At 61.1% G+C, this 21,211-nt stretch carries 20 protein-coding genes; 17 read left to right on the top strand and 3 right to left on the bottom strand.

What is annotated here, in order from left to right:
• Window positions 1-13 precede the first annotated feature (13 nt).
• Window positions 14-706, top strand: a complete 693-nt coding sequence (locus N2601_RS24075; protein WP_104826833.1) for a GntR family transcriptional regulator — start codon at window positions 14-16, stop codon at window positions 704-706.
• A gap of 18 nt (window positions 707-724) precedes the next feature.
• On the opposite strand, the gene N2601_RS24070 is transcribed toward N2601_RS24075, so the two are convergent.
• Both N2601_RS24070 and N2601_RS24065 read right to left on the bottom strand, forming a co-directional pair.
• Entirely contained in the window at window positions 725-1,558 is an 834-nt protein-coding gene (locus N2601_RS24070) for an SMP-30/gluconolactonase/LRE family protein (RefSeq protein WP_260305158.1), read from the bottom strand.
• Between the two features lie 12 nt (window positions 1,559-1,570).
• A complete protein-coding gene (locus tag N2601_RS24065; protein WP_260305157.1) occupies window positions 1,571-2,932 on the bottom strand; it encodes an MFS transporter in 1,362 nt (453 codons plus the stop codon).
• A 231-nt stretch (window positions 2,933-3,163) separates the two neighbouring features.
• Between N2601_RS24065 and N2601_RS24060 the strand changes: the two genes are divergently transcribed.
• The 8 genes from N2601_RS24060 (at window position 3,164) to N2601_RS24025 (ending at window position 10,523) form a co-directional block, all read left to right on the top strand.
• On the top strand, window positions 3,164-4,066 hold the full coding sequence (locus tag N2601_RS24060; protein WP_260305156.1) for an NUDIX hydrolase: 903 nt from the start codon (window positions 3,164-3,166) through the stop codon (window positions 4,064-4,066).
• A 71-nt stretch (window positions 4,067-4,137) separates the two neighbouring features.
• On the top strand, window positions 4,138-5,109 hold the full coding sequence (gene nadA, locus N2601_RS24055; protein ID WP_260305155.1) for a quinolinate synthase NadA: 972 nt from the start codon (window positions 4,138-4,140) through the stop codon (window positions 5,107-5,109).
• The gene (locus N2601_RS24050; protein WP_260305154.1) at window positions 5,106-6,650 is read left to right on the top strand and encodes an L-aspartate oxidase; all 1,545 of its coding nucleotides are present in this window, start codon (window positions 5,106-5,108) and stop codon (window positions 6,648-6,650) included. The genes nadA and N2601_RS24050 overlap by 4 nt, the downstream gene beginning before the upstream one ends.
• Window position 6,651: 1 nt before the next feature.
• Entirely contained in the window at window positions 6,652-7,509 is an 858-nt protein-coding gene (gene nadC, locus N2601_RS24045; protein WP_260305153.1) for a carboxylating nicotinate-nucleotide diphosphorylase, read from the top strand.
• A 167-nt stretch (window positions 7,510-7,676) separates the two neighbouring features.
• Window positions 7,677-8,273, top strand: a complete 597-nt coding sequence (locus tag N2601_RS24040) for a 2-hydroxychromene-2-carboxylate isomerase (protein WP_260305152.1) — start codon at window positions 7,677-7,679, stop codon at window positions 8,271-8,273.
• Between the two features lie 119 nt (window positions 8,274-8,392).
• Window positions 8,393-9,655 carry a flavin monoamine oxidase family protein gene (locus N2601_RS24035; protein WP_260305151.1) on the top strand — a complete coding sequence of 421 codons (1,263 nt, stop codon included), beginning with the start codon at window positions 8,393-8,395 and terminating at the stop codon, window positions 9,653-9,655.
• 72 nt (window positions 9,656-9,727) lie between these two features.
• Window positions 9,728-10,012 carry a type II toxin-antitoxin system TacA family antitoxin gene (locus tag N2601_RS24030; RefSeq protein ID WP_260305150.1) on the top strand — a complete coding sequence of 95 codons (285 nt, stop codon included), beginning with the start codon at window positions 9,728-9,730 and terminating at the stop codon, window positions 10,010-10,012.
• 4 nt (window positions 10,013-10,016) lie between these two features.
• On the top strand, window positions 10,017-10,523 hold the full coding sequence (locus N2601_RS24025; protein ID WP_260305149.1) for a GNAT family N-acetyltransferase: 507 nt from the start codon (window positions 10,017-10,019) through the stop codon (window positions 10,521-10,523).
• A gap of 28 nt (window positions 10,524-10,551) precedes the next feature.
• Here N2601_RS24025 and N2601_RS24020 read toward each other — a convergent pair whose 3' ends face one another.
• On the bottom strand, window positions 10,552-11,412 hold the full coding sequence (locus tag N2601_RS24020; protein ID WP_028750248.1) for a MurR/RpiR family transcriptional regulator: 861 nt from the start codon (window positions 11,410-11,412) through the stop codon (window positions 10,552-10,554).
• 237 nt (window positions 11,413-11,649) lie between these two features.
• Here N2601_RS24020 and murA point away from each other — a divergent pair, with 237 nt between their 5' ends.
• The 8 genes from murA (at window position 11,650) to N2601_RS23980 (ending at window position 21,201) form a co-directional block, all read left to right on the top strand.
• Window positions 11,650-12,906, top strand: a complete 1,257-nt coding sequence (gene murA / locus N2601_RS24015) for a UDP-N-acetylglucosamine 1-carboxyvinyltransferase (protein ID WP_260305148.1) — start codon at window positions 11,650-11,652, stop codon at window positions 12,904-12,906.
• Entirely contained in the window at window positions 12,903-13,793 is an 891-nt protein-coding gene (locus N2601_RS24010) for an N-acetylglucosamine kinase (protein WP_260305147.1), read from the top strand. The genes murA and N2601_RS24010 overlap by 4 nt, the downstream gene beginning before the upstream one ends.
• A gap of 274 nt (window positions 13,794-14,067) precedes the next feature.
• Complete coding sequence (gene murQ, locus N2601_RS24005; protein ID WP_260305146.1) at window positions 14,068-14,991, top strand: N-acetylmuramic acid 6-phosphate etherase; 924 nt, start codon at window positions 14,068-14,070, stop codon at window positions 14,989-14,991.
• Window positions 14,992-15,073: 82 nt separating this feature from the next.
• On the top strand, window positions 15,074-16,594 hold the full coding sequence (locus tag N2601_RS24000) for an ABC transporter substrate-binding protein (protein WP_260305145.1): 1,521 nt from the start codon (window positions 15,074-15,076) through the stop codon (window positions 16,592-16,594).
• Between the two features lie 30 nt (window positions 16,595-16,624).
• Window positions 16,625-17,584 carry an ABC transporter permease gene (locus N2601_RS23995; RefSeq protein WP_260305144.1) on the top strand — a complete coding sequence of 320 codons (960 nt, stop codon included), beginning with the start codon at window positions 16,625-16,627 and terminating at the stop codon, window positions 17,582-17,584.
• Window positions 17,584-18,423: an ABC transporter permease gene (locus tag N2601_RS23990; protein WP_260305143.1), complete on the top strand. Its 840-nt coding sequence runs from the start codon at window positions 17,584-17,586 to the stop codon at window positions 18,421-18,423. The genes N2601_RS23995 and N2601_RS23990 overlap by 1 nt, the downstream gene beginning before the upstream one ends.
• Window positions 18,420-20,162, top strand: coding sequence for an ABC transporter ATP-binding protein (locus N2601_RS23985; protein ID WP_260305142.1), 1,743 nt, complete (start codon window positions 18,420-18,422; stop codon window positions 20,160-20,162). Before N2601_RS23990 ends, N2601_RS23985 begins: the two co-directional genes overlap by 4 nt.
• A gap of 19 nt (window positions 20,163-20,181) precedes the next feature.
• Complete coding sequence (locus N2601_RS23980) at window positions 20,182-21,201, top strand: serine hydrolase domain-containing protein (protein WP_260305141.1); 1,020 nt, start codon at window positions 20,182-20,184, stop codon at window positions 21,199-21,201.
• Window positions 21,202-21,211 lie beyond the last annotated feature (10 nt).

Here is a 21,211-nt window from a genome sequence, read left to right as displayed (position 1 = left end):
AGGAAGGTAGCCAGTGAAAGTAAACCCGAAAGAATTCGCCTTGGATCGCTCCCGCCAAGTGGCGCCGCAGATCCTGGAAATCCTGCGATCGCGTATTCTTTCAATGAGTTTGCCGCCGACCACCGTCCTGTCGCGCATCTCGCTTCAGAGCGAATTCAACGTCAGCCAGACGCCGGTTCGCGATGCTTTGATCAGGCTGGAGGAGGAGGGGCTGGTCGAGGTTTACCCGCAATACGCCACCGTTGTCGCGAGAATCGATATCGGCAACGCCGTCGAAGCGCACTTCCTGAGATTGTCGATCGAGCTGGAAGCCGTCCGGCGGCTGACAGCCGAATCGCCGGAGGAAACGGCGGCGGCGTTGCGGCATGTTTTGGTGCGGCAAGAGCATGTGGCGTCACCCGAGACCTACGATCTCTTCGATGCCCTCGACAAGGATTTCCACCGTGTCCTCTTCGAAAGGGTCGACATCCTGGGACTGTGGGCAACCGTGCGGCGCCAGAGCGTTCATCTCGACCGGCTTCGCATGCTGAACCTGCCGATGCCGGGCAAACAGCAGCAGGTCATTGCCGATCATCATGCCATTGTCGATGCCATCCAGTCGGGGGATGTGGAACAGGCAGTGGCAGCGCTTCGCAAGCATCTTTCCGGCACGCTGTCGATCATCGATCTCATTTGCGAGAAATATCCGGATTACGTCAGCCGATAAGCGCTTGTCCTATAACGATCATCGCAAAATTGCGCGCAGCACATGCCCCGAGGCGTGCGTATCCTCCTCGGGAACGGTCCGTCTGGTCGTGACAAAAACGGAGCGCGGATTGGCTCTGTCCATGATGATCTTGGTTGGATGCGTCACGGGAAAGGCGATCGGTTCCAGCGCTTCGCCCGATGGTGCGAAGCGGAGGAGCTGCGATCCCTCGACGCCGGCAATCCAATAGATGCCGTCCTCATCGATAAACGCCCCGTCGGGCCGACCGGCGAAATCATGCGTCGTCGCAAAGACGCGGCGATTGCTCGGCGTTCCCGTGGCGACATCATAATCGCAGACCCAGATCGTTTGCACTGTCGGATGAGAATCCGAGAAATACATGCGGCTACGGACCGGATCGAAGGCAAGCCCATTGGGCGTCCATATGCCATCGAAGACGCGGCGATGACTAAGATCGGCTTCGACGCAGAAAATGGCGCCCGCAGGTTCGGTCAGGGTGAATTGCATCGTGCCCGCCCAGAAGCGGCCCGCCGGATCGAGGGCGCCATCGTTGAAGCGAACATCCCTACGGCTTTCCGGCGAGCAGGCGAGGTCGAAACCGCCCTTTGCCGGATCGAAGAGAAAAATGCCGCTGGCGAGGCCTGCCAGCAGCGTTCCATCCGGCCGCAGGGCGATGCAGCCGACAGCCTCCGGCGCATCCCAGACCTCGGTTCTGCCGGACGCTACGTCGGTCCGCAGCAGCCGGCAGCCCTCGGTATCGACCCACCAGAGACAGTTGCCGTCATCCGACAGGACCGGGCTTTCGCCGAGAAAACTCCAGCGGTCGGAGAATACTTCGAAGGCTGATATCATTTTGTCTCTTGCTTATGCGCGCTGTCGGCGGGTTTCCATATTATCGCCAGACGTCAAGCTGTCGACCAGATCCTTCCATCGCCCGAGGCGCGGCGCCGTTTCCGGCAGCGCCGCCGTGCAGGCGATGGTGATCGCACAGCCGAGAGCGACGAAGCCTGCGAGCGCCCAGGGCGCACCATTCAAAAGCGCCAGAAGCCAGCCGGCGGCTAGCGTCCCGACGGAGCCGATCAGCGCGCCGATCTGCTGGATGAAGGAGACGCCGCTGGCGCGGACCCGGGTCGGAAAGAATTCGGCAAAATAGGCGGCCTGCGGCCCGTACATGGCGCTATGGCCGATGGCCAGCGCCGACGTCAAGCCGACCCAGATGTAGCTGTCGACGCGATAATAGACCAGCGCGAAGGTCGGAAAGCTCGCCAGCAGCACGGTCGACGCGCCAAGGATATAGACCGGCTTGCGGCCGATGCGATCGGAAAGCGCGCCCCAAAACGGCATGCAGACCAGCTCCAGCACGATGGCGATAAGCGATGCCGTCGTCATTACCGGCCGCGACACGCCGCGGCTCGTCGCATAGGCGGTGATCAGCACCGCAAAGCTGGTGAAGGCAACGCTTTCGGCAAACTTGGTGCCGCAGCCAAGCGCCAGATAGCGCGGATATTTTCTGACGATCTCGACAAGTGGATGCGGGTCCTCGGCGCGGCGCCTGCGCATTTCCAGGAACAGCGGCGATTCCGTCAATTGCAAGCGGATATACATGCCGACAGCCACCAGCACGAGGCTGAGCAGAAAGGGAATACGCCAGCCCCAGCTCATGAAAGCCTCTTCCGACAGCGTGGCCGTTAACGCTGCGAAGATGCCGAGCGGCAGGATGAAGCCGGCGGGCGCACCCGTCTGTACCCATGAGCCGAAATAGCCGCGCCTTTTGGCGGGCGCATGCTCGCACATGATGAGGATCGCATTACCCTGTTCGCCGCCGATGCCGAAACCGTGCAGCATGCGGATGAACAGCAGGATCAGCGGAGCGGCAATGCCGATGCTTTCATAAGTCGGCATGAGGCCGATGACGAAGGTGGCGATGCCGACGATCAAAAGCGTGGTGACTAGCGCGCTCTTGCGGCCGTATCGGTCGCCGAGATAGCCGAACAGTAACCCGCCGATCGGCCGCACGAAGAATCCGGCGGCATAGGTACCGAGCGCAACCAGCGAGCCGACGAGCGGATCGAAACTCGGAAAAAACAGCTTATTGAAAACCAGCGCCGAAGCGGTGGCATAAATGAAAAAATCATACCACTCGACGGTGGTGCCGATGCAGGAAGCAATCGCCACCCTTCGCATCATGGCGGAGTTTGCCTGCTCCTCCAGTCCGATATTGCTCATAATATCCTCCCAAATCCGGCAGGGCCGGCCCCACACGCGCAAGACTAAAGCACTAATGTATCAATATATCAATAGGACGCTTACAATATGTTTGGCTGGCTGCAAGTGCTCGCGTGTAGGAGTTTGCACGCGTTTATATTGTCGGGAATTGTTGAGTGGCCGAACGGCTGCATTGGCTTCGGTAACGCTTCGTGCGAGAAAAGCAGAGCTCGAACAAGATAGGGAATCTCCTTGACCATCGGACTTGCTCACGCCGAATTGATCGCGGTTCTCACAGCCGTCACCGGCAACGATCCCCGGGTTATGACGGTGCGCTCCGGCGATGCTTTGCCGTCGGGACCGTTCGAGCTTGGGCACCGGACGTTGCAGAGCGGTCTTCGCGAATGGGTGCGGGAGCAGACGGCGCATCCGGTCGGCTATCTCGAGCAGCTTTACACATTTGCCGACCGAGACAGGAACAACGAGATCCTGGGCGGCCGGACGATTTCGATCAGCTATCTCGGCCTCGTGAGGGAGCAGGCGGCGCCTGGCGGTGGCCGGCCGGGATGGCATGGTTGGTACGAATATTTCCCTTGGGAAGACCATCGCAACGGCCGGCCAGCCGTCATGGATGATATTGTCGAGCGGCTAAATGGCTGGGTCTCAGACGATTCGGCGAAGCGCGATCAACGTCGGCGTCGCGCCGATTTCGCTTTTGGTTTGAACGATGCCACCTGGAATGAAGACCTTGTTCTGCAACGCTATGAGCTTCTTTATGAGGCTCGGCTTGTCTTGGAGGCGGGCTGCGCTCAGCATGGCAATGCCGGCCGGCCGATGTTTGCCGATCACCGGCGGATTCTCGCGACCGGCATGGCGCGGCTGCGCGCGAAGATCAAATATCGCCCCGTCGTTTTCGAACTGATGCCGGAGAGTTTTACGCTCCTTCAACTGCAGCGTACCGTTGAGGCTCTGGCGGGCCTGATGCTGCACAAGCAAAACTTCCGCCGGCTGATCGAGCAGCAGGAGTTGGTGGAGGAAACGGGCGCAACCGAAAGCGAGACAGGGGGGCGGCCCGCCAAGCTCTTCCGTTTCCGCCGCGCCATCCTCGAAGAACGCGAACTCGCCGGAACGAAATTACCGCTCTCCCGCAATTGACATATGCTCATAACGAGAATATCTATTTGCGCATAATATACTCAAAATGAGTATAATTAGGAGAGCCGGTCATGAACCAACCCGTATCCGTATCCTCCCTCTACGATCGTGTCAGCCGCGTCATTCCCAAGGCCGAATGGATGATGTTTCAGGATGATGTCGAGGCGATCCTCGAGTTGAAACGCCGCCGCAACGCCGTCATCCTCGCGCACAACTACCAGACGCCGGAAATCTTCCACGGTGTCGCCGATATCGTCGGCGACAGCCTGGCGCTCGCTCGCAAGGCGATCGACGTAGACGCCGACATCATCGTGCTCGCCGGTGTGCATTTCATGGCCGAGACCGCCAAACTGCTCAATCCGGAAAAGACCGTGCTGATCCCCGATATGGCGGCCGGTTGCTCGCTGGCGGAATCGATCACGCCGGATGACATCGCACTTTTGCGCCAAGCCCATCCTGGGGTTCCCATCGTCACCTATGTCAACACGTCCGCTGCGGTGAAGGCGGCATCCGATATCTGCTGCACGTCGGGCAATGCCAAACAAGTGGTGGAATCGCTCGGCGTTCCCAAGGTGCTGATGATCCCCGATGAATATCTGGCGCAGAACGTCGCCCGCGAGACCAATGTCGAGATTATCGTCTGGCATGGGCATTGCGAGGTGCATGAACTTTTCACCGCCGACGATGTGCGCCAGCTTCGCGAAAATTATCCCGGCGTGACGGTGCTCGCCCATCCGGAATGTCCGCCTGACGTTGTCAGGGAAGCGGATTTCGCCGGCTCTACCGCCGTCATGTCCGATTATGTCGGCAAGAAGCGCCCGGCGCGCGTCGTGCTGCTGACCGAATGCTCGATGAGCGACAATGTTGCCGTCCATCATCCGGATGTCGAGTTTGTCCGGCCCTGCAATCTCTGCCCGCACATGAAGCGCATCACACTCGGCAATATCCGCAGGGCACTCGAGGAAAACCAGCATGAAGTGACTGTCGACCCCGCAATTGCGGTCGCAGCACGCCGCGCGGTGGAAAGGATGCTGGCGATATGACCGAGGTTCTTCACGAGCTTGCAGACCGCGTCGTCATCGTCGGCAGCGGTCTCGCCGGCCTGATGGCGGCATTGACGCTGGCGCCGCAGCCGACCGTCATCATCACACGCGCAGCACTCGGCGCCGAGACGTCGAGCGCCTGGGCGCAGGGTGGTATTGCCGCGAGCATGGGAGCGGATGACAGTGCAGAGTTGCATGTCGCCGATACGCTTGCCGCTGGCGATGGGCTCTGCGATCCCGTAGTGGCCGCAAGCATCATTGCCGAAGCGCCCGCGGCAATCGCCGCTCTGGAGCGGGCAGGCGTCCGCTTTGACCGAAATGGTGCGGGAGCCTTGTCGCTCGGCCTCGAAGCCGCCCATTCGCGTCGCCGCATTGTTCACGCCGAAGGTGATGGCTCCGGCGCGGCGATTGTTCGGGCGCTGGTGCATGCCGTCGCCAACACGCCGTCCATTACGGTGCTTGAGGGATATGAGGCGCGGCGGCTGCTCCTCCTGGATGGCGAGCGGATCAGCGGCCTCCTATGCGCGACACCAAAGGGAATGGCCGCTCTGCCGACGTCCCGTATTCTCCTCGCGACCGGTGGCATTGGCGGTCTCTTCGATGCGACGACCAATCCCGTCGGCAATTTCGGCCAGGGAATCGCACTGGCCGCGAGAGCGGGAGCATTTCTTGCGGATATGGAGTTCGTGCAATTCCACCCAACAGCCCTCAATTCGCGTCGGCGGCCGTTGGCGCTGGTTAGCGAGGCTGTGCGCGGCGAAGGCGCCTTGCTCGTCAATGAGAGAGGCGAGCGTTTCATGGCGGAGGTTCCCGGCGCGGAACTGGCCTCACGCGATATCGTCGCGCGGGCGATCAGCGCGGAAATCGCCCGCGGTGGCCGCGTCTTTCTCGATGCGCGTGAAGCGCTCGGCAATCGCTTTACCGCTCGCTTCCCCGTGATCGATGCGCTCTGCCGGGAGGCAGGCATTGATCCGGCGAGCCAGCTCATCCCGGTCCGTCCCGCCGTCCATTATCACATGGGCGGGGTCGCCACGGATGTAAACGGCCGCAGTTCCGTCTCCGGCCTCTGGGTGGCAGGGGAGGCGGCGTCAACCGGCCTTCACGGCGCCAACCGGCTCGCTAGCAACTCGTTGCTGGAGGCCGCCGTCATGGGCATGCGTGCCGCACGGGACATGGGAAGCACTGCTGCGACCTCTGCGAATATGCCGTCGGTCCACGCACGTCCGATAGTTCCGGATCCTTCGCTTGTCCGGCCGATCGCCTCGCGTCATCTCGGCGTGCTTCGCAACGCCGGCGCCATTCACGGAGCGATCGCTGCGCTGTTGCCGCTGGCCGAAAGCGAAGGTGCGGCCGCCGATCCTGCCGTGGTGGCGCTGCTGATCGCCGTCTTTGCAAGTCTCAGAACGGAATCGCGCGGCGCCCATGCCCGCACGGATTTTCCGTTGAAACTGAAGCATACTCAGCGGCGGACAATGCGACTGCCGGATGCATTGGATATCGCCCGTTCCGTCATTCCCTATACTTTCGCCAGGAGCGCCTGACATGACTCTCGTTCCCCTGCCGCGCCTCATCATCGAGCCGCTGGTGCGCAATGCTCTGCTGGAAGATCTCGGCCTTGCCGGCGATATCACGTCTGCCGCCGTCATCCCGGAGGATCACCGTTCCACCGTTGCCATGGTGGCGCGCCAGCCGGGCGTGGTCGCCGGGCTGGATGCCTCGGAACTCGCCTTCCAGCTCGTTGATCCGCGGATCGTCATGACCCGTCATCTGCACGACGGCGCAAAGGTGGCTGCCGGCGATATGATCGCAACGATCGAAGGCCCGTCTCGCGGCCTGCTGACGGCGGAGCGGACCGCACTGAATTTCCTCGGCCATCTCTCGGGTATCGCGACCGTAACAGCCGGTATCGTCGAGGCGATCAGCGGCACGAAAGCCTCGATCGTCTGCACCCGCAAGACGACGCCGGGACTGCGGGCGCTGGAGAAATATGCAGTCCGGGCCGGCGGCGGTAGGAACCATCGTTTTGCGCTCCATGATGCCGTGCTGATCAAGGACAATCATGTCGCGGTTGCAGGCGGCGTCACAGAGGCTATCCGCCGGGCAAAAGCCGGGGTCGGTCACATGGCCAAGATCGAGGTTGAAGTGGACACGCTCGACCAGCTTCGTGAAGCCATGGCAGAAGGCGTCGACGCCGTGCTGCTCGACAATATGACGCCCGATCAATTGCGCGAAGCGGTAGGCATCGTTGCCGGGCGCGCAATCACCGAGGCCTCGGGCCGTGTCACGCCCTCAACTGCCGCGACAATTGCGGCTTCGGGCGTCGATCTGATCTCGGTGGGCTGGGTGACGCATAGCGCGCCGACGCTCGATATCGGGCTCGATTGGAAAGCGGTTGCATAACGCTGAGCTCGATATTGGCATAGCAAGCAGCGACGGAATCGGCGGTAGTCAGGTAACGATATCGCTATGGAAATTCCCCCGTGGCATTCGCTTGGCGCTTGCGCACCCGCCGCCTTGCTGATCAAACTCCGCGAGTTTTCATCATCATGCATGGGATGCGGCAAACAGTGACCAAGATCATAGATTACGTTTTTTCCATCGGCTCGCCCTGGTCCTATATCGGCCTGGAGCCGTTTCTCGATCTCGCCGAAAAGACGGGCGCGGAAATCCGGCCTTATCTCACCATCGTCCTCGAGGAGAACGGCGGCATTTTCTCGCGCAATCGGCCGGAGCCTCGCCGGCAATATTGGCAGCGGGATCTCAAGCGTTGGGCCGGCCTTCGCGGCAAGAAACTGCTTCTGGAAAATCGCCCGCCGCTCGCTGACCCGGCGCCTGCCGCCTTCATGGTCATCGCCGCCTATCTCGACGGCAAGCCCTGGCTCGAACTCACGAAAGCCCTACAGGAAGCCTTCTGGGGTCGTGGCGAAGATATCGGCAATCCCGCGGTACGCAAGGCGATCGCCACCGCCGCAGGTTTCGACGGCGATGCGCTCGCAAAGCGGGAACAGGATGCGGACGTACAGGGCAAGTGGACGGCGGACCGTGAGTTTGCGATCAAGAATGGCGTCTTCGGCTTTCCATCATTCCTCTATGACGGCGAGCTTTACTGGGGCCAGGACAATCTGCACTTCCTCGAGAGCCATCTCAACGGCATCAAGCCGTAAGTAAATCGGCTTTGGTATAGCCCTGAAGATAGAAATCGACTGGGGGTTAGACGCTGTTTGGAAGTACCATGGACTGCATTGGTGCAATGCAGTCCGGCATAGCGGAAGGGTAAAGGCATTTGAGCAATCCTTGGTCCGGGGGCCAAACAATCGATGTCGCCATTATTGGCGGCGGTGCGGCCGGCGTCGCAGCGGCGCGGCGGCTGCAATCCCTCCGCCCCGACGTTTCGGTGCTGATTCTCGAGGCGAAGGACCGGGTCGGAGGTCGCGCCTGGACCTTTCGATTGTCATCGCTCGGGGATGAGCCGGTCGATCTCGGCTGCGGATGGCTCCACGGCGCAAGGACGAATGGATGGACCGAGATTGCCCGCCAGCTCGGGCTGACGGTGGAAACGACGCCCGCCCCCTGGAGTGAAGGCGGGCGGACGATCGGAGGGGCGGAAGCGAGATCCGCCATCGGCGCCTTTTTCGCGCGCGCGGAACAACGGGGGGATTCCGGCGAAGACGGATCGCTCGACGAACTGCTGGAACCCGGAAATCGCTGGAATGGCTGTGTTGAAGCAATCGGCACGTTTCTAAATGGCGTCGAGCTCGCGGCGGCCTCCATTCACGATTATGTCCATTATGATCCGGGGCCTGGCCCGGACTGGCGCGTGCGTGAGGGGTATGGGACGCTGATTTCGGCCTACGCGCAGCCGGTACCCACGATGCTGTCGACTGTGGTCCAAACCATCGATCATCGCGGCGCCGAATACATCCTTTTGCAGACGGATCGCGGCACGCTGCGTGCACGCATGGTCTTGGTCACGGTTGCGACAAATGTGATTGCGAAGGATCAGATCAAATTCGATCCGCCACTGCCGAGAAAGCGGGAAGCGGCCAGTCGATTGCCGCTGGGGCTTGCCAACAAGCTGTTCCTGAGCGTGCTCTCACCAGACGATCTGCCGATCGATACCAGACTGACGGGTTCCCTGGATCAGGTCCGAACGGGTTCCTACCAGATACGCCCCTTCGGCACCGCCTTGATCGAGGCCTATTATGGCGGTTCACTGGCGCGGGATCTGGAAGCCTCTGGGGAGCAGGCGGCGCTCGCATTCGCCAGAGAAGAGTTGATCCGGCATTTCGGAAGCGCCTTCGGCCGTCGGATTGATGCTGCGGCAATGTCGGCCTGGCATGGCGAGCCACATATTGGCGGATCCTATTCCTATGCCGAACCGGGCGCTTCCGGTGAACGTGTCGTGCTAGGCGAAACTGTTGACGACAGGCTCTTCTTTGCCGGCGAAGCCTGCTCGCCGACACGCTTTTCAACGGCACACGGCGCCCTCGAAACCGGATTTGGTGCAGCCGAAGCGATCGCTGTGGTTTTGAAGCGAACCGCTTGATGCGATCACCTCTCTTGTATTGCACTTTGCATTACATTGGCCTATTTTTCTTCTGAAACTGAGGATCATGTGATGGCAACGCCTGCGCAGAAAAAAGAGACACCCGTATCGATGCGGTTGCGCAATGACGATCTGGCCATCATTGACCGCGGCGCGGAACTGCTCGGTCTGTCACGTACGGAGTTCATGCGCCGCGCCGCAGTTCATGAGGCGCAAACCGCGATCTTGAACGAGACGGTCATTCGTCTTTCGCCAGGAGCTTTCGATGATTTCCTGCAGGTCATCGGCGCAACACCGGCAGTTCCGCCGGCAAAGGTGAGGGAGCGGTTGCAGCGCAAGGCGCCGTGGGAACAATAGGACCATGGCGCTTTCCGGCATCGCCCTTTTATCCGATCATCACCGGTTGGATGGTTTTACCTGCGGGAAACCTGCGCTGGATGATTGGTTGGCAAATTTTGCGCGATCCAATCAGACACGCGGATTCACCCGAGTCCTCGTCGTGGCTGATGACGATGTCGTCGTTGGTTATTACGGCCTTGCTCCCTCCGTCATTGAGCCCAATGCCACCCCACGCAAGATTCGCACGGGCCGTCCGCCTGATCCCATCCCCTGCTTATTGATCGGTCAGCTCGCCGTTGACCGCCGCTACGCCGGACGTGGCATCGGCTCGGCTCTGGTGAAGGACGCGCTGGCGCGCTGCGTCGCCGGCGCGGATATCGTTGCAGGGCGGGCTGTGGTGGTTCGTGCTATAGACACGGAGGCGGAGACATTCTGGCAGAGCTGGGGTTTTATTCCGGCCCATGATAATCCCTCGATCCTGATGCGTTCAATAGACGATATCAGACACTGGCTTGCCGAATGTGCTTGATAGGCGTCCGACGGGTGAGCGCCCCCTGCTAGGACAGTTGCTTCGCCTTCAGCACCGAGACGGCCGCTTCGCTGTTGTGAACGTAATCGTTCGCGTCTGGCTGCCTCTGCACGAGCAGGATGAACAGCAGGTCGGTGAGCATCAGTTGCGCGTCGCGCGCCGTAATCGCCGAGGAGCGGACGCGGTCTTCGTCGCCGACGGTATAGAGGCGGATATCGGCGACGTGGGCCAGTGGATTGTCCTGAAGGCCGGTCACGGCGATGACGACCGCATTTCGCTGGCTGGCGAGTTCGGCGATCCTGAGAGTCTCGATGCTGGTGCCTGAATAGGAGAGGGCGAATAGCAGGTCGTCGGGGCCGAGTGTGGAAGCATTGGCCATCTGTACATGGCTGTCGCTGTCGTGCAGGACATTTCGGCCGAGTTTCATAAGCTTATAGGAAAAGTCTCGAGCGACCAGCGAAGACGCGCCGACACCGGCGAGATGAATGCGGCGGGCTTCGTAGAGCGCTTTCAGCGCCTTGCCGATATCGAGTTCATTGTTGACGGCGATCGTCTGCTGCATGGCCTGCAGCTTGCTGCCGAGCAATTTTTGCAGGATCGTCAGATAACCATCATCGACTTCGATGGTCCCGTGGATCATGCCCGCCGGGGCCTGCCATTCCTGCGCCTTGGCCTCGCTGACGGCGAGTTTCAGTTCCTGATAACCGGCATAGCCGAGTTTCTGGCTGAACTTGACGACGCTCGACTGGCTGCGGCCGGTCTCGGCGGCAAGGGCGGCGGAGGAGAGCCGCAGCATCTGATCGGGATTTTCGACGATGAATTGCCCGATCTGGCGATCGGCCGGCGCCATGCCTTCGAGCTTCGCGCTGATTTTCTTTAAGATAGACATCCGCCCCTTCAGGCCGTGGAGGCCGTTTCACACGCCGACATAGTCGTGCCACAAGATATCATCCGACCGAGAGTGGGCAACCATGCTTTCGCTCGTCAGCCACTGACGTTAGCACAAATGCCAGGAATAAAAAATTCCACTCTGCATTGACATGGCGGAATGGATGAATAATCTTGAACCGGAAACAGACGGGATGGCGCATGCTCCTTCGCCCCTCTCTTCGACGGGTTTCATCTCATGGATAGGTTGCGGATATCAGGCGGAAACAGGTTGCAGGGCGCTGTGACGATTTCCGGCGCCAAGAACGCCGCCTTGCCGCAGATCGCGGCGGCGCTACTCAGTCCGCATCCGCTGGAACTGACGAACCTACCCGCCGTGACCGATGTCGAGAACATGCTCGGCGTCGTTGCCCTCCATGGAGCGGTTGTGACCCGTACGGCACACGGAACTACCATCAATCCCAGCGCCATCGTCTCGAAGGAGACCTCCTACGACACGGTGAGGCGCATGCGGGCGACGGTGTTGGTGCTTGCGCCGCTGCTGGCCCGCTTCGGACACGCCCGCGTCTCTCTGCCCGGTGGCTGCGCCATCGGCGCACGGCCGGTCGACATGCATATCAAGGCCCTGGCAACGCTTGGTGCTGATATCGCGATCGAGAACGGTCTGATCGTCGCATCGGCCCCTGGCGGGTTGAAGGGCGCACGTATCGTTTTGAGCTCACCATCCGTCGGCGCGACCGAGACTGCGATGATGGCGGCATGTGCTGCCAAGGGCGAGACGGAAATCTTGAACGCGGCGCGCGAGCCGGAAGTGGCCGATCTCGCCGCCTGCCTTACAGCCATGGGTGCCCGGATCGAGGGCGCAGGTACGCATCGCATCCTGATAGAGGGCAGCACGAATTGGCAACCTGCCCGGCATCATGGCATATCCGACCGGATCGAGGCCGGCACCTATGCCGTCGCGGCCGCCATCACCGGCGGCCAGCTTGAACTGATTCACGCCCGGCTGGAGAATCTCGCTTCCGTCGTGCAGGTGCTGGAAGCCATGGGCGTCAGCGTCTGGCCAAGCGATCGCGGCCTGGTGGTTTCGAGGGATGGCCCGCTCAAGGGCGCCGATATCACTACGGAACCCTATCCTGGCTTTCCGACAGACCTGCAGGCGCAGTTCATGGCGCTCGCCTGCTGCGCCGAAGGCGCCTCGCTGATCCGTGAAACGGTGTTCGAAAACCGCTTCATGCATGTGCCGGAATTGATGCGTCTCGGCGCCAACATCACGCTGCAGGGCACCACGGCGCTGGTCCGCGGCGGCGCACCTCTTCGAGGGGCGCAGGTCATGGCGACCGATCTGCGCGCATCCGTTTCTCTGGTGTTGGCGGCGCTGGTGTCGAAGGGTGAAACCATCGTCAACCGCGTCTATCATCTCGATCGCGGTTACGAGCAGTTGGATCGCAAACTCCGCCTTTGCGGCGCTGATATCGAACGATTGACGTCATGAGCGGCGAAACAGACGATGCGCGCTACTTTCTCGGCATCGACGGCGGGGGCACCGGCTGTCGCGCAAGGATCGAGGATGCGGCCGGGGCCGTATTGGGCCAGGGACTATCCGGCCCCGCGACCACGCGGCTCGGCATTGACGAAGCCTGGGCCTCCATTGCGAGGGCCTTCGGAGCCGCGATCGAAGAGGCGGGCCTCAGCCCATCTGATATCGTGCATATTCACGCGGGCTTCGGCCTTGCCGGGATCGGGCGCAAGGGCGCGCTAGAGGCGCTACGAGCCATAAAGCATCCCTTTGCCAGCATCGATTTCGTCAGCGACGGCGAGGGCGCCTGCCTCGGAGCCCATTCGGGCCGCGACGGTGCGATCGTCATTGCCGGGACGGGATCGATCGGCCTGGGTTTTGTCGAGGGTCGCCACTTGCGTGTCGGAGGATACGGCTTTCCGATCTCAGACGAAGGCAGCGGCGCGGATCTCGGGTTAAAAGCTGTGCAGCTTGCGCTACGCGCCAATGATGGCCGCCACGAGAAGACGGCACTGTTGGCCGAGATCATGCAGCGATTTCAGAATGATCCCATGGAAGCGGTCGCCTGGATGGACCGCGCCTCCGCCACGGACTACGCCGCTCTGGCGCCGATGGTCATGCGCCATGCGGATCAGGGCGATGCCGCCGGGCGGCGTATCGTCCAAAATGCGGCCGAGCATATCGACACGCTGATTCGCACCCTCTTCGACAAGGGTGCTCCGCGCGTCTCCTTGCTCGGCGGCCTTTCCAGCCCGCTTGAGCCGTGGCTGGCGCCGGATGTCCGCCGCCGCCTCAAACCCATCGACGGCGATGCCGTTTCGGGCGCCATCATTCTTGCCAGAAAGTCGGTCTGCGGCCGCTGAAATGACGGCTCCGCGCGTCGTCGGTTTTACGCATTAAATATGGAATATTTTATTCCTATCGTGATTGACTGGCGGAATAAATGGACATAATGTTAACGAAGGTAAACAGGGAAACGGCGGCGAACGAAGCCATAAAGGCCGGCTGCTTGTGCTGATGACCAGCTTTCCGTTGTGTTGAAAATCCAAGGCTGCTGCGGCTAGCCCGATCCTTGTCGATCGAGCTTGCCATCCCTGATCTATTGATATCGAAGAGCATTCTTCCGAGAGCAGGCACATGACAGAGCAAAGGTTGATATCCGAACTGGAGCAGTTGGTTTCCGAGGGTCGCAATCCGAACACGATGCATATCGATCTGTTGTCGACCTTCGATATCCTGCGTGAAATCAATTATGAGGACCAAACAGTCCCCGCTGCGGTCGAGAAGGTGATTCCCGCGATTGCTGCTGCGGTGAACCAAATCGTCGCGGCCTTTCAGAAAGGCGGCCGACTAATTTACATGGGCGCGGGCACCAGCGGCCGCCTGGGCGTTCTCGATGCATCCGAATGTCCGCCGACGTTCAGCGTGCCGCCGAGCATGGTGATCGGGCTGATCGCTGGTGGCCCCGACGCGCTGCAACGCTCGATCGAAGGCGCGGAGGACGATCCGGAAGAGGGTCGCCAAGCTTTGCAGGATATCAACGTGACGGCCGCGGATGTTGTCGTCGGCATCGCCGTCAGCGGCCGTACGCCCTACGTCATCGGCGGGCTGAACTATGCAAAGAGCGTCGGCGCGGCCACCATTGCCCTGTCCTGCAACCCCAATTCCGTCATCGCCGGCATTGCCGATCTTGCGATTTCTCCCGTCGTCGGTCCGGAAATCCTGACGGGATCGACCCGGCTGAAGTCGGGAACGGCACAGAAACTCATTCTCAACATGCTGACGACGGCGAGCATGATCCGGATCGGCAAGAGCTATCAGAACCTGATGGTCGACGTGAATGCGAGCAACAAGAAACTGGTCGCCCGCGCCTCCAGGATCGTCATGCAGGCGACCGGCTGCACGCAGGAAGAAGCACGCCGCGTGCTCGACCAAACCGGCAATGATGTCAAACTCGCCATACTCATGGAAATTACCGGAATGGGCATTGAAGAAGCTCGCGTGGCATTGCAAAACGCTGGTGGATTTCTGCGAAGAGCGATCAATGCGAAGACCGCGTGAACTGAAGTTGCAATGGCAATAGCTTTTACGAAGTAGCCAAAATCGGCTGGGGAAGCGTTAAGACGCTCGGAGGGAGAAAAGAATGAAAAGGCATTTTGCGAGGAAGCTGATTTCGTGCGTCGCAGTGGCGGCAGCTCTCGGCGTGGCGGCGGTTTCAACCGAAGCGCAGGCGGCAACGCTGCGGATGGCATGGGCGCAGGATGCGACCGGCCTCGACCCGCACAAGCAGACCGCCTTTTCCTCGATCCGCCTGCTGGAGCTGATCTATGAGCCGCTCGTCCGGCTCGACAGCAATCTTCAGATCGTTCCTGCCATTGCCGAGAGCTGGCAGTTTTCTTCCGATGGCAAGGAGCTGACCTTCAAGCTCAATCCGAATGCGAAGTTCCAGAATGGCGCCGCGGTCACGTCGGCTGACGTGAAAGCGTCGTTCCAGCGCATTCTCGACCAGGCGACGGGTGCCGCCGCACGCGCCAATTTCCTGTCGATTGCCAGCATCGACACGCCGGATGCGACGACCGTCATCTTCCACCTGTCGCAGCCCGATGTTCCTATCCTGACGTCGATGACCAGCCTCAACGCGTCCGTCGTTCCGGCAAGCGAAATCACCGCCGGCTCCATCGGCACGAAGGCGATCGGTTCCGGTCCCTTCAAGCTCGACAATTGGGTTCCGAATTCCAAGGAGGTCCTGAGCGCCAACAAGGCCTGGGCCGGCGGCACAGTCGGTGTCGATGGCATCGACATCAGCGTCCTTCCGGATGAAACGGCGATCCTGGCATCGCTTCGCACCGGTCAGATCGATTTCGCGCTTCTGAACGATCCGCTGGTAGCGACGCTGGTTCCGAAGGAGCCGAAGCTGCAACTGACCCGCACGCCTGTGCTTTCTTACAACGTCCTGCAGCTCAATCCCTCGCACAAGCCGATGGATCAGTTGGGCGTGCGCCAGGCAATCTCCTGCGCGATCGACCGGCAGGATGTGCTGGATACGGCAGCGCTCGGCGAAGGCAAGGTGACGGGCCCGTTGACCATGCCACTTTATGCGACCGATCCGAGCCAGCTCTTCTGCTACAAGCGCGATGTCGAAAAGGCGAAGAAGCTGATGGCCGGCGCGGGCTTTGCCAACGGCTTCTCCGCAACCGTGATCGCCGCCACCGGCGAGCCGCCGACCGCCACCGCCGAAGCCCAGGTCATCCAGTCGCAGCTCGCCGAAATCGGCATCAAGCTCGATATCAAGGTCATGGAACTCAACGTCTATGTCGATGCCTGGCTGAAGGGCAATTTCGATATGGCTGTTGCGCTGAATGGCGGCAGCGCCGATCCGTATTCGATGTACAACCGTTACTGGACCAAGACCGGCAACCTGCAGAAGGTCGCGAACTATATCGACGATACCTTGGACAGCCTGATGCAGAAAGGTCGTGTCGAAACCGATCCCACTAAGCGAAAGGTCATTTTCGGCGACTTCGAAAAGCACATTGCCGAAGTCTCGCCGTGGATCTGGCTCTACACCGCCTATGGCTACACGGCCGAGCAGAAGAACGTTCAGGGCTTCGTGCCGACACCGACGGGCTCTCTCTTCGGCCTCAGCAAGGTATCCATCCAGTAAGGATAGGTATCTGGTTCTAGAGGAAGTCCCATGGGTTACCTGACGCGCCGGCTGATGACATTCCCGCTGATCATGTTGGGAGTGTCCGTCCTCGTGTTCATCGCCATCCGGCTGGTGCCGGGCGATGCGATCACGGCTATGCTCGGAACCAATGCCGGCCTGTTGACACCCGAACAGAGGCAGGCGCTGGCGGCCTATTTCGGCATCGACCAATCATGGTTCGTGCAGTACTGGCATTGGCTGTTCGGTGTGCTGCAGGGCAATCTCGGCATTTCCGTCACCTACGGCAAACCGGTGCTGGACATCATCCTCGAGCGATTTCCGCTGACACTTGAGCTTGCGCTGCTCTCCATGGTGATCGCGCTGCTGATTGGCCTGCCGGCAGGCGTCTTCGCCGCGACAAGAAATGAAAGACTGTCCGATCTCGCGGTACGCGTCGTTGCCATGGTCGGGCAGTCCACCCCGAATTTCGTTCTCGGACTTCTCATTATCTATGCCCTTTCGGCAGGCTTCGGTGTCCTGCCGGTAATGGGCGCGTTCACGCCGTTCTTGCAGGATCCGCTTGGCAATCTCGGCCAGATGATCCTGCCGGCATTGACACTCGGTTTTGCCTTCGCCGCTTCGGTCACGCGTGTCGTGCGCTCGGCCATGCTCGATGTGCTGAGTGACGACTATGTCCGCACTGCGCGCAGCCGCGGCGTGCCAGCCCGGGGCGTCATCTGGCGTCATGCGCTGCCCAACGCACTCATTCCGGTGGTGACGCTGAGCGGCGTGGAATTTGGCTATCTCCTTGGCGGCGCCGTGCTGGTCGAGCAGATCTACGCGCTGCCCGGTCTCGGGCGGCTGGTGCTCGATGCGATCCAGCAACGCGATTACGCACTCGTTCAAGGCTGTGTCCTGTTCATTGCCTTCAACTTCATGATCGTCAACCTGCTTGTCGACCTCGCCTATGTCGCACTCGATCCGCGCGTTCGCTTGGGAGAAGGCTGATGCGCACCGTCAAAGCCATTTTCGGGCACACGAGCGGCTGCATTGGCGGCGCCATTGTCGTCGTTTATCTCATCCTTGCCACTCTCGGCATGCTGGGACTGACCCCCTATGATCCGGTGACGCGGAGCCCGCTCAACCGATTGCACGCTCCAAGTGGCGCCTTTTGGATGGGGACGGACTTGCTAGGGCGCGATGTTGCTAGTCGGCTAATGAACGGCATCGGCGAGTCCTTCATCGTCGCCTTTCTCTCCGTTGCGCTTGCAAGTCTGATCGGCACCGTGCTCGGCCTGACCGCCGCCTGGTTCGGCAAGCGCTGGGACGGGGTGATCATGCGCACGATGGATGTATTGCTGGCATTCCCCGCCATCCTTCTCGCGCTATTGATCATCGCCATAGTCGGCCCCGGCACCTGGACCAGCGTCGCGGCGATCGCCATCGTCTATACGCCGATCTTTACCCGTGTCGTGCGCGGGCCGGCCCTCTCGCTGAAATCGCGCGATTTCGTCGATGCCGCCCGCACCTTTGGCAGCAGCAAGCCCTATATCCTGACACGGCATCTGCTCCTGAACCTCGTCGCACCGTTGACGGTCCAGATCACCCTGGCGCTGGCATGGTCCCTCTTGACCGAAGCCGGCTTAAGTTTCCTCGGCCTCGGCACTCAGCCGCCGGCCTCTTCGCTCGGCTTGATGCTCAGCGACAGCCGCAACCTGATGGAAACCGCACCCTGGCTGCTGATCTTCCCCGGCCTTACCATCATGATCAGCATCCTCGGCTTCAATTTGCTCGGCGATGCATTGCGTGATGTTCTCGATCCGAAAATGCGGAGGTCCAGCCTGTGAGCCCTCTGCTTTCTGTGTCAAACCTGCAAGTAGGCTTTGGCCGCAATCCGGAGGCCAACAAGATCGTCCGTGGCATCCGCTTCGATCTCGAAGCCGGTGAGACGCTGGCGATCGTCGGAGAGAGTGGCTCGGGCAAATCGGTGACCGCACTCTCGATCAATCGCCTCGTCGATTTTGGCGGCGGTCGCATCATCGGCGGCTCGATCAAGCTGAGGCGGGCCGACAACAGCATTCTCGATCTGACGATGGCGACGGAAGCGGAACTCACCAAAATCCGCGGCGCCGAGATCGGCATGATCTTCCAGGAGCCGATGACCTCGCTCAATCCGGTGCTGACCATCGGCACGCAGATCGAAGAGTCTTTCCGCCTGCATCGCGGGCTGACCGGTCGTCAGGCGACCGCCGCTGCAAAGGATGCGCTGGATCGCGTCCGCATCCCCGACGCCGCGCGGCGGCTGAAATATTGCCCGAACCAGCTTTCCGGCGGCATGCTGCAGCGTGTGATGATCGCGACCGCGCTTGCCTGCAATCCGCGCCTGCTGATCGCCGACGAGCCGACAACGGCACTCGACGTGACGGTGCAGGCGCAGATCATGGCGCTTCTGGCCGAGCTGAAGCGGGAGACCGGCATGTCGATGATCTTCATCACCCACGATATCGGTCTCGTCGCCGGTATCGCCGACAAGGTCATGGTGATGCAGGCTGGCGAGGCGGTCGAGCAGGGCGAGCTGAATGAGATCCTCGACAAACCCAGCCATCCCTACACCCAGCATCTCCTTCATTCCGTGCCGCATTTTTCGGCCGGCCGCGCGACCCGTTCGGATTTTAGCCGCGATGAGACAGTAGAGACTGCGCCGGCGCTAAAGGTTGATGGGCTGACAGTTCGCTTCCCGGTATCAGGCGGCTTCTTTTACCGTCCGACTGGGGCGGTGCATGCGGTCGAAGGCGTCGGTTTCGATCTTCTACCCGGCGAAACGCTGGCGATCGTCGGCGAAAGCGGCTCGGGTAAATCCACCACGGCGCGGGCAATTCTCGGATTGGTGAAGTCGACGCGGGGAACATTTACCGCAAATGCCGGAAAGACGGCGGACCGGACGAGCGCCGTGCAGATGGTGTTCCAAAACCCCTATGCCTCGCTCAACCCGCGACTTCGCGTCGATAGCATCCTGGCGGAACCCGTCATTGCCGCCGGCGGACGGGCGTCGGGGGAAACACGCAACAGGATGGCCATGTTGCTGAAGCGCGTCGGCCTGCCCGAAAACAGTCTCGAACGCTATCCGCATGAATTTTCAGGCGGGCAGCGCCAGAGACTGTGCATTGCACGCGCGCTGATGCTGAACCCTTCGGTTCTGGTGCTGGACGAAGCCGTCTCGGCGTTGGATGTTTCCGTTCAGGCCCAAGTCCTGGATCTCCTGATCGAATTGCAACGCGAGTACCGCCTTGCCTATCTTTTCATCTCGCATGACATGGCAGTGGTCGAGCGGATTGCGCACCGGATCGCGGTGATCTATGCCGGCCAGATCGTCGAGATCGGCGATGCCGTGTCTGTACTCTCGCAGCCGAAGCATTCCTATACCAAGCGATTGATCTCGGCCGTTCCGGCCGTTGACCGCCGGCGGGAGAATTTTGCGCTGGATACGCGTCAGGTCCCCTCTCTGGTGCGCCCGCTCGGGTTCGAGCCGGCAGCACCCGAATGGCGACAATTCGCTCCGGATCATATAGCCCAGGCGGAAGCCTGAGAGGAAAACGCGGGGAAGCATGACGGCGACGGGGAAGACGGAATTCGCGCAGCGCTTCGATCGGGCATTCGAGCCCATTGAAGCCGCCGTTGCGGCCGGGCGCATTCCCGGCGGTGTGCTCGGAATTATAGATCGCGACGGCAATCGGATGGTCCGCGCTGTTGGCTCGGCGCAGAAGGTTCCGATCACGCGGCCAATGCTTGCCGATACTTGGTTCGATCTGGCCTCGCTGACCAAGGTGATCTTCACCACGCCGCGCATCCTGGCCTTGGCGGAAGCCGGCACGATCGATCTCGACGCGCCGCTGATTTCGTTGCTGCCGGATCTGCGCCAATATGATGCGGCTGCCTGGGAGCGGAAGGTGACCTTTCGCCAGTGCCTCGGCCATCAGACGCCCTTTCCGGCCGTCGAGCCGCTTTATACCTACGGCCGCGATCCCGAGCTGCTGCGCACCTTCATTCTCCAGCGCGAGTGGCGGGCCGGGCCGCCCGTTTATTCCGATATCAATTTCATCTTGCTCGGCTTCGCCCTGGAGCGCCTGACGGGTCAGACGATCCGCGACATGGATGCCGGCCCGGGCTTTGCGTTTTCCGCTACACCCGATCAGGCTGCCGCGACGGAGGATTGCACCTGGCGCCACCGCGTCCTTTCGGGCGAAGTCCACGATGACAATTGCTCCGCTTTGCAGGGCGCTGGGCATGCCGGCCTGTTCGGAACGGTCGACTCGATCCTCAATTTTGCTGTGGGCTTGCTTACAGGCTCCGGCGCCTCCGAGCGCTCCATCGCGTTGATGCGCTCGCCGTTATCGGCGACCCGCACGCATGGATGGGAGCGGCCTTATGACGGCTGGTCGGGTGGCAGCTTGTGCTCGCCGGGCACAACCGGCCATACCGGCTTTACCGGCACCGGCCTCTGGATCGATTTCGACAAGGGAAGGGCCTGGACCCTGCTCACCAACCGTATTCACCCGACACGCCATTTCGACAGCGGGATCGTGGCGCTTCGCCAGACCGTCGGCGATCTCGTCAACAAAGCTTAGGAGCTTGATC

Origin of the sequence: Rhizobium sp. CB3060 (genome assembly GCF_025200735.1) — a bacterium.
GTDB lineage: Bacteria > Pseudomonadota > Alphaproteobacteria > Rhizobiales > Rhizobiaceae > Rhizobium.
This window is presented reverse-complemented; position numbering and strand designations above follow the sequence as displayed.

Bases quoted from the DNA above. Each gene is read 5' to 3' on its own strand.
- murQ (WP_260305146.1), top strand. From the start codon at position 14,068: ATGACAGAGCAAAGGTTGATATCCGAACTGGAGCAGTTGGTTTCCGAG.
- N2601_RS23990 (WP_260305143.1), top strand. From the start codon at position 17,584: ATGCGCACCGTCAAAGCCATTTTCGGGCACACGAGCGGCTGCATTGGC.
- nadC (WP_260305153.1), top strand. From the start codon at position 6,652: ATGACTCTCGTTCCCCTGCCGCGCCTCATCATCGAGCCGCTGGTGCGC.
- N2601_RS24020 (WP_028750248.1), bottom strand. From the start codon at position 11,412: ATGTCTATCTTAAAGAAAATCAGCGCGAAGCTCGAAGGCATGGCGCCG.
- N2601_RS24065 (WP_260305157.1), bottom strand. From the start codon at position 2,932: ATGAGCAATATCGGACTGGAGGAGCAGGCAAACTCCGCCATGATGCGA.
- N2601_RS23995 (WP_260305144.1), top strand. From the start codon at position 16,625: ATGGGTTACCTGACGCGCCGGCTGATGACATTCCCGCTGATCATGTTG.
- N2601_RS24070 (WP_260305158.1), bottom strand. From the start codon at position 1,558: ATGATATCAGCCTTCGAAGTATTCTCCGACCGCTGGAGTTTTCTCGGC.
- N2601_RS24025 (WP_260305149.1), top strand. From the start codon at position 10,017: ATGGCGCTTTCCGGCATCGCCCTTTTATCCGATCATCACCGGTTGGAT.
- N2601_RS23980 (WP_260305141.1), top strand. From the start codon at position 20,182: ATGACGGCGACGGGGAAGACGGAATTCGCGCAGCGCTTCGATCGGGCA.
- N2601_RS24030 (WP_260305150.1), top strand. From the start codon at position 9,728: ATGGCAACGCCTGCGCAGAAAAAAGAGACACCCGTATCGATGCGGTTG.
- N2601_RS24000 (WP_260305145.1), top strand. From the start codon at position 15,074: ATGAAAAGGCATTTTGCGAGGAAGCTGATTTCGTGCGTCGCAGTGGCG.
- murA (WP_260305148.1), top strand. From the start codon at position 11,650: ATGGATAGGTTGCGGATATCAGGCGGAAACAGGTTGCAGGGCGCTGTG.
- N2601_RS24010 (WP_260305147.1), top strand. From the start codon at position 12,903: ATGAGCGGCGAAACAGACGATGCGCGCTACTTTCTCGGCATCGACGGC.
- nadA (WP_260305155.1), top strand. From the start codon at position 4,138: ATGAACCAACCCGTATCCGTATCCTCCCTCTACGATCGTGTCAGCCGC.
- N2601_RS24050 (WP_260305154.1), top strand. From the start codon at position 5,106: ATGACCGAGGTTCTTCACGAGCTTGCAGACCGCGTCGTCATCGTCGGC.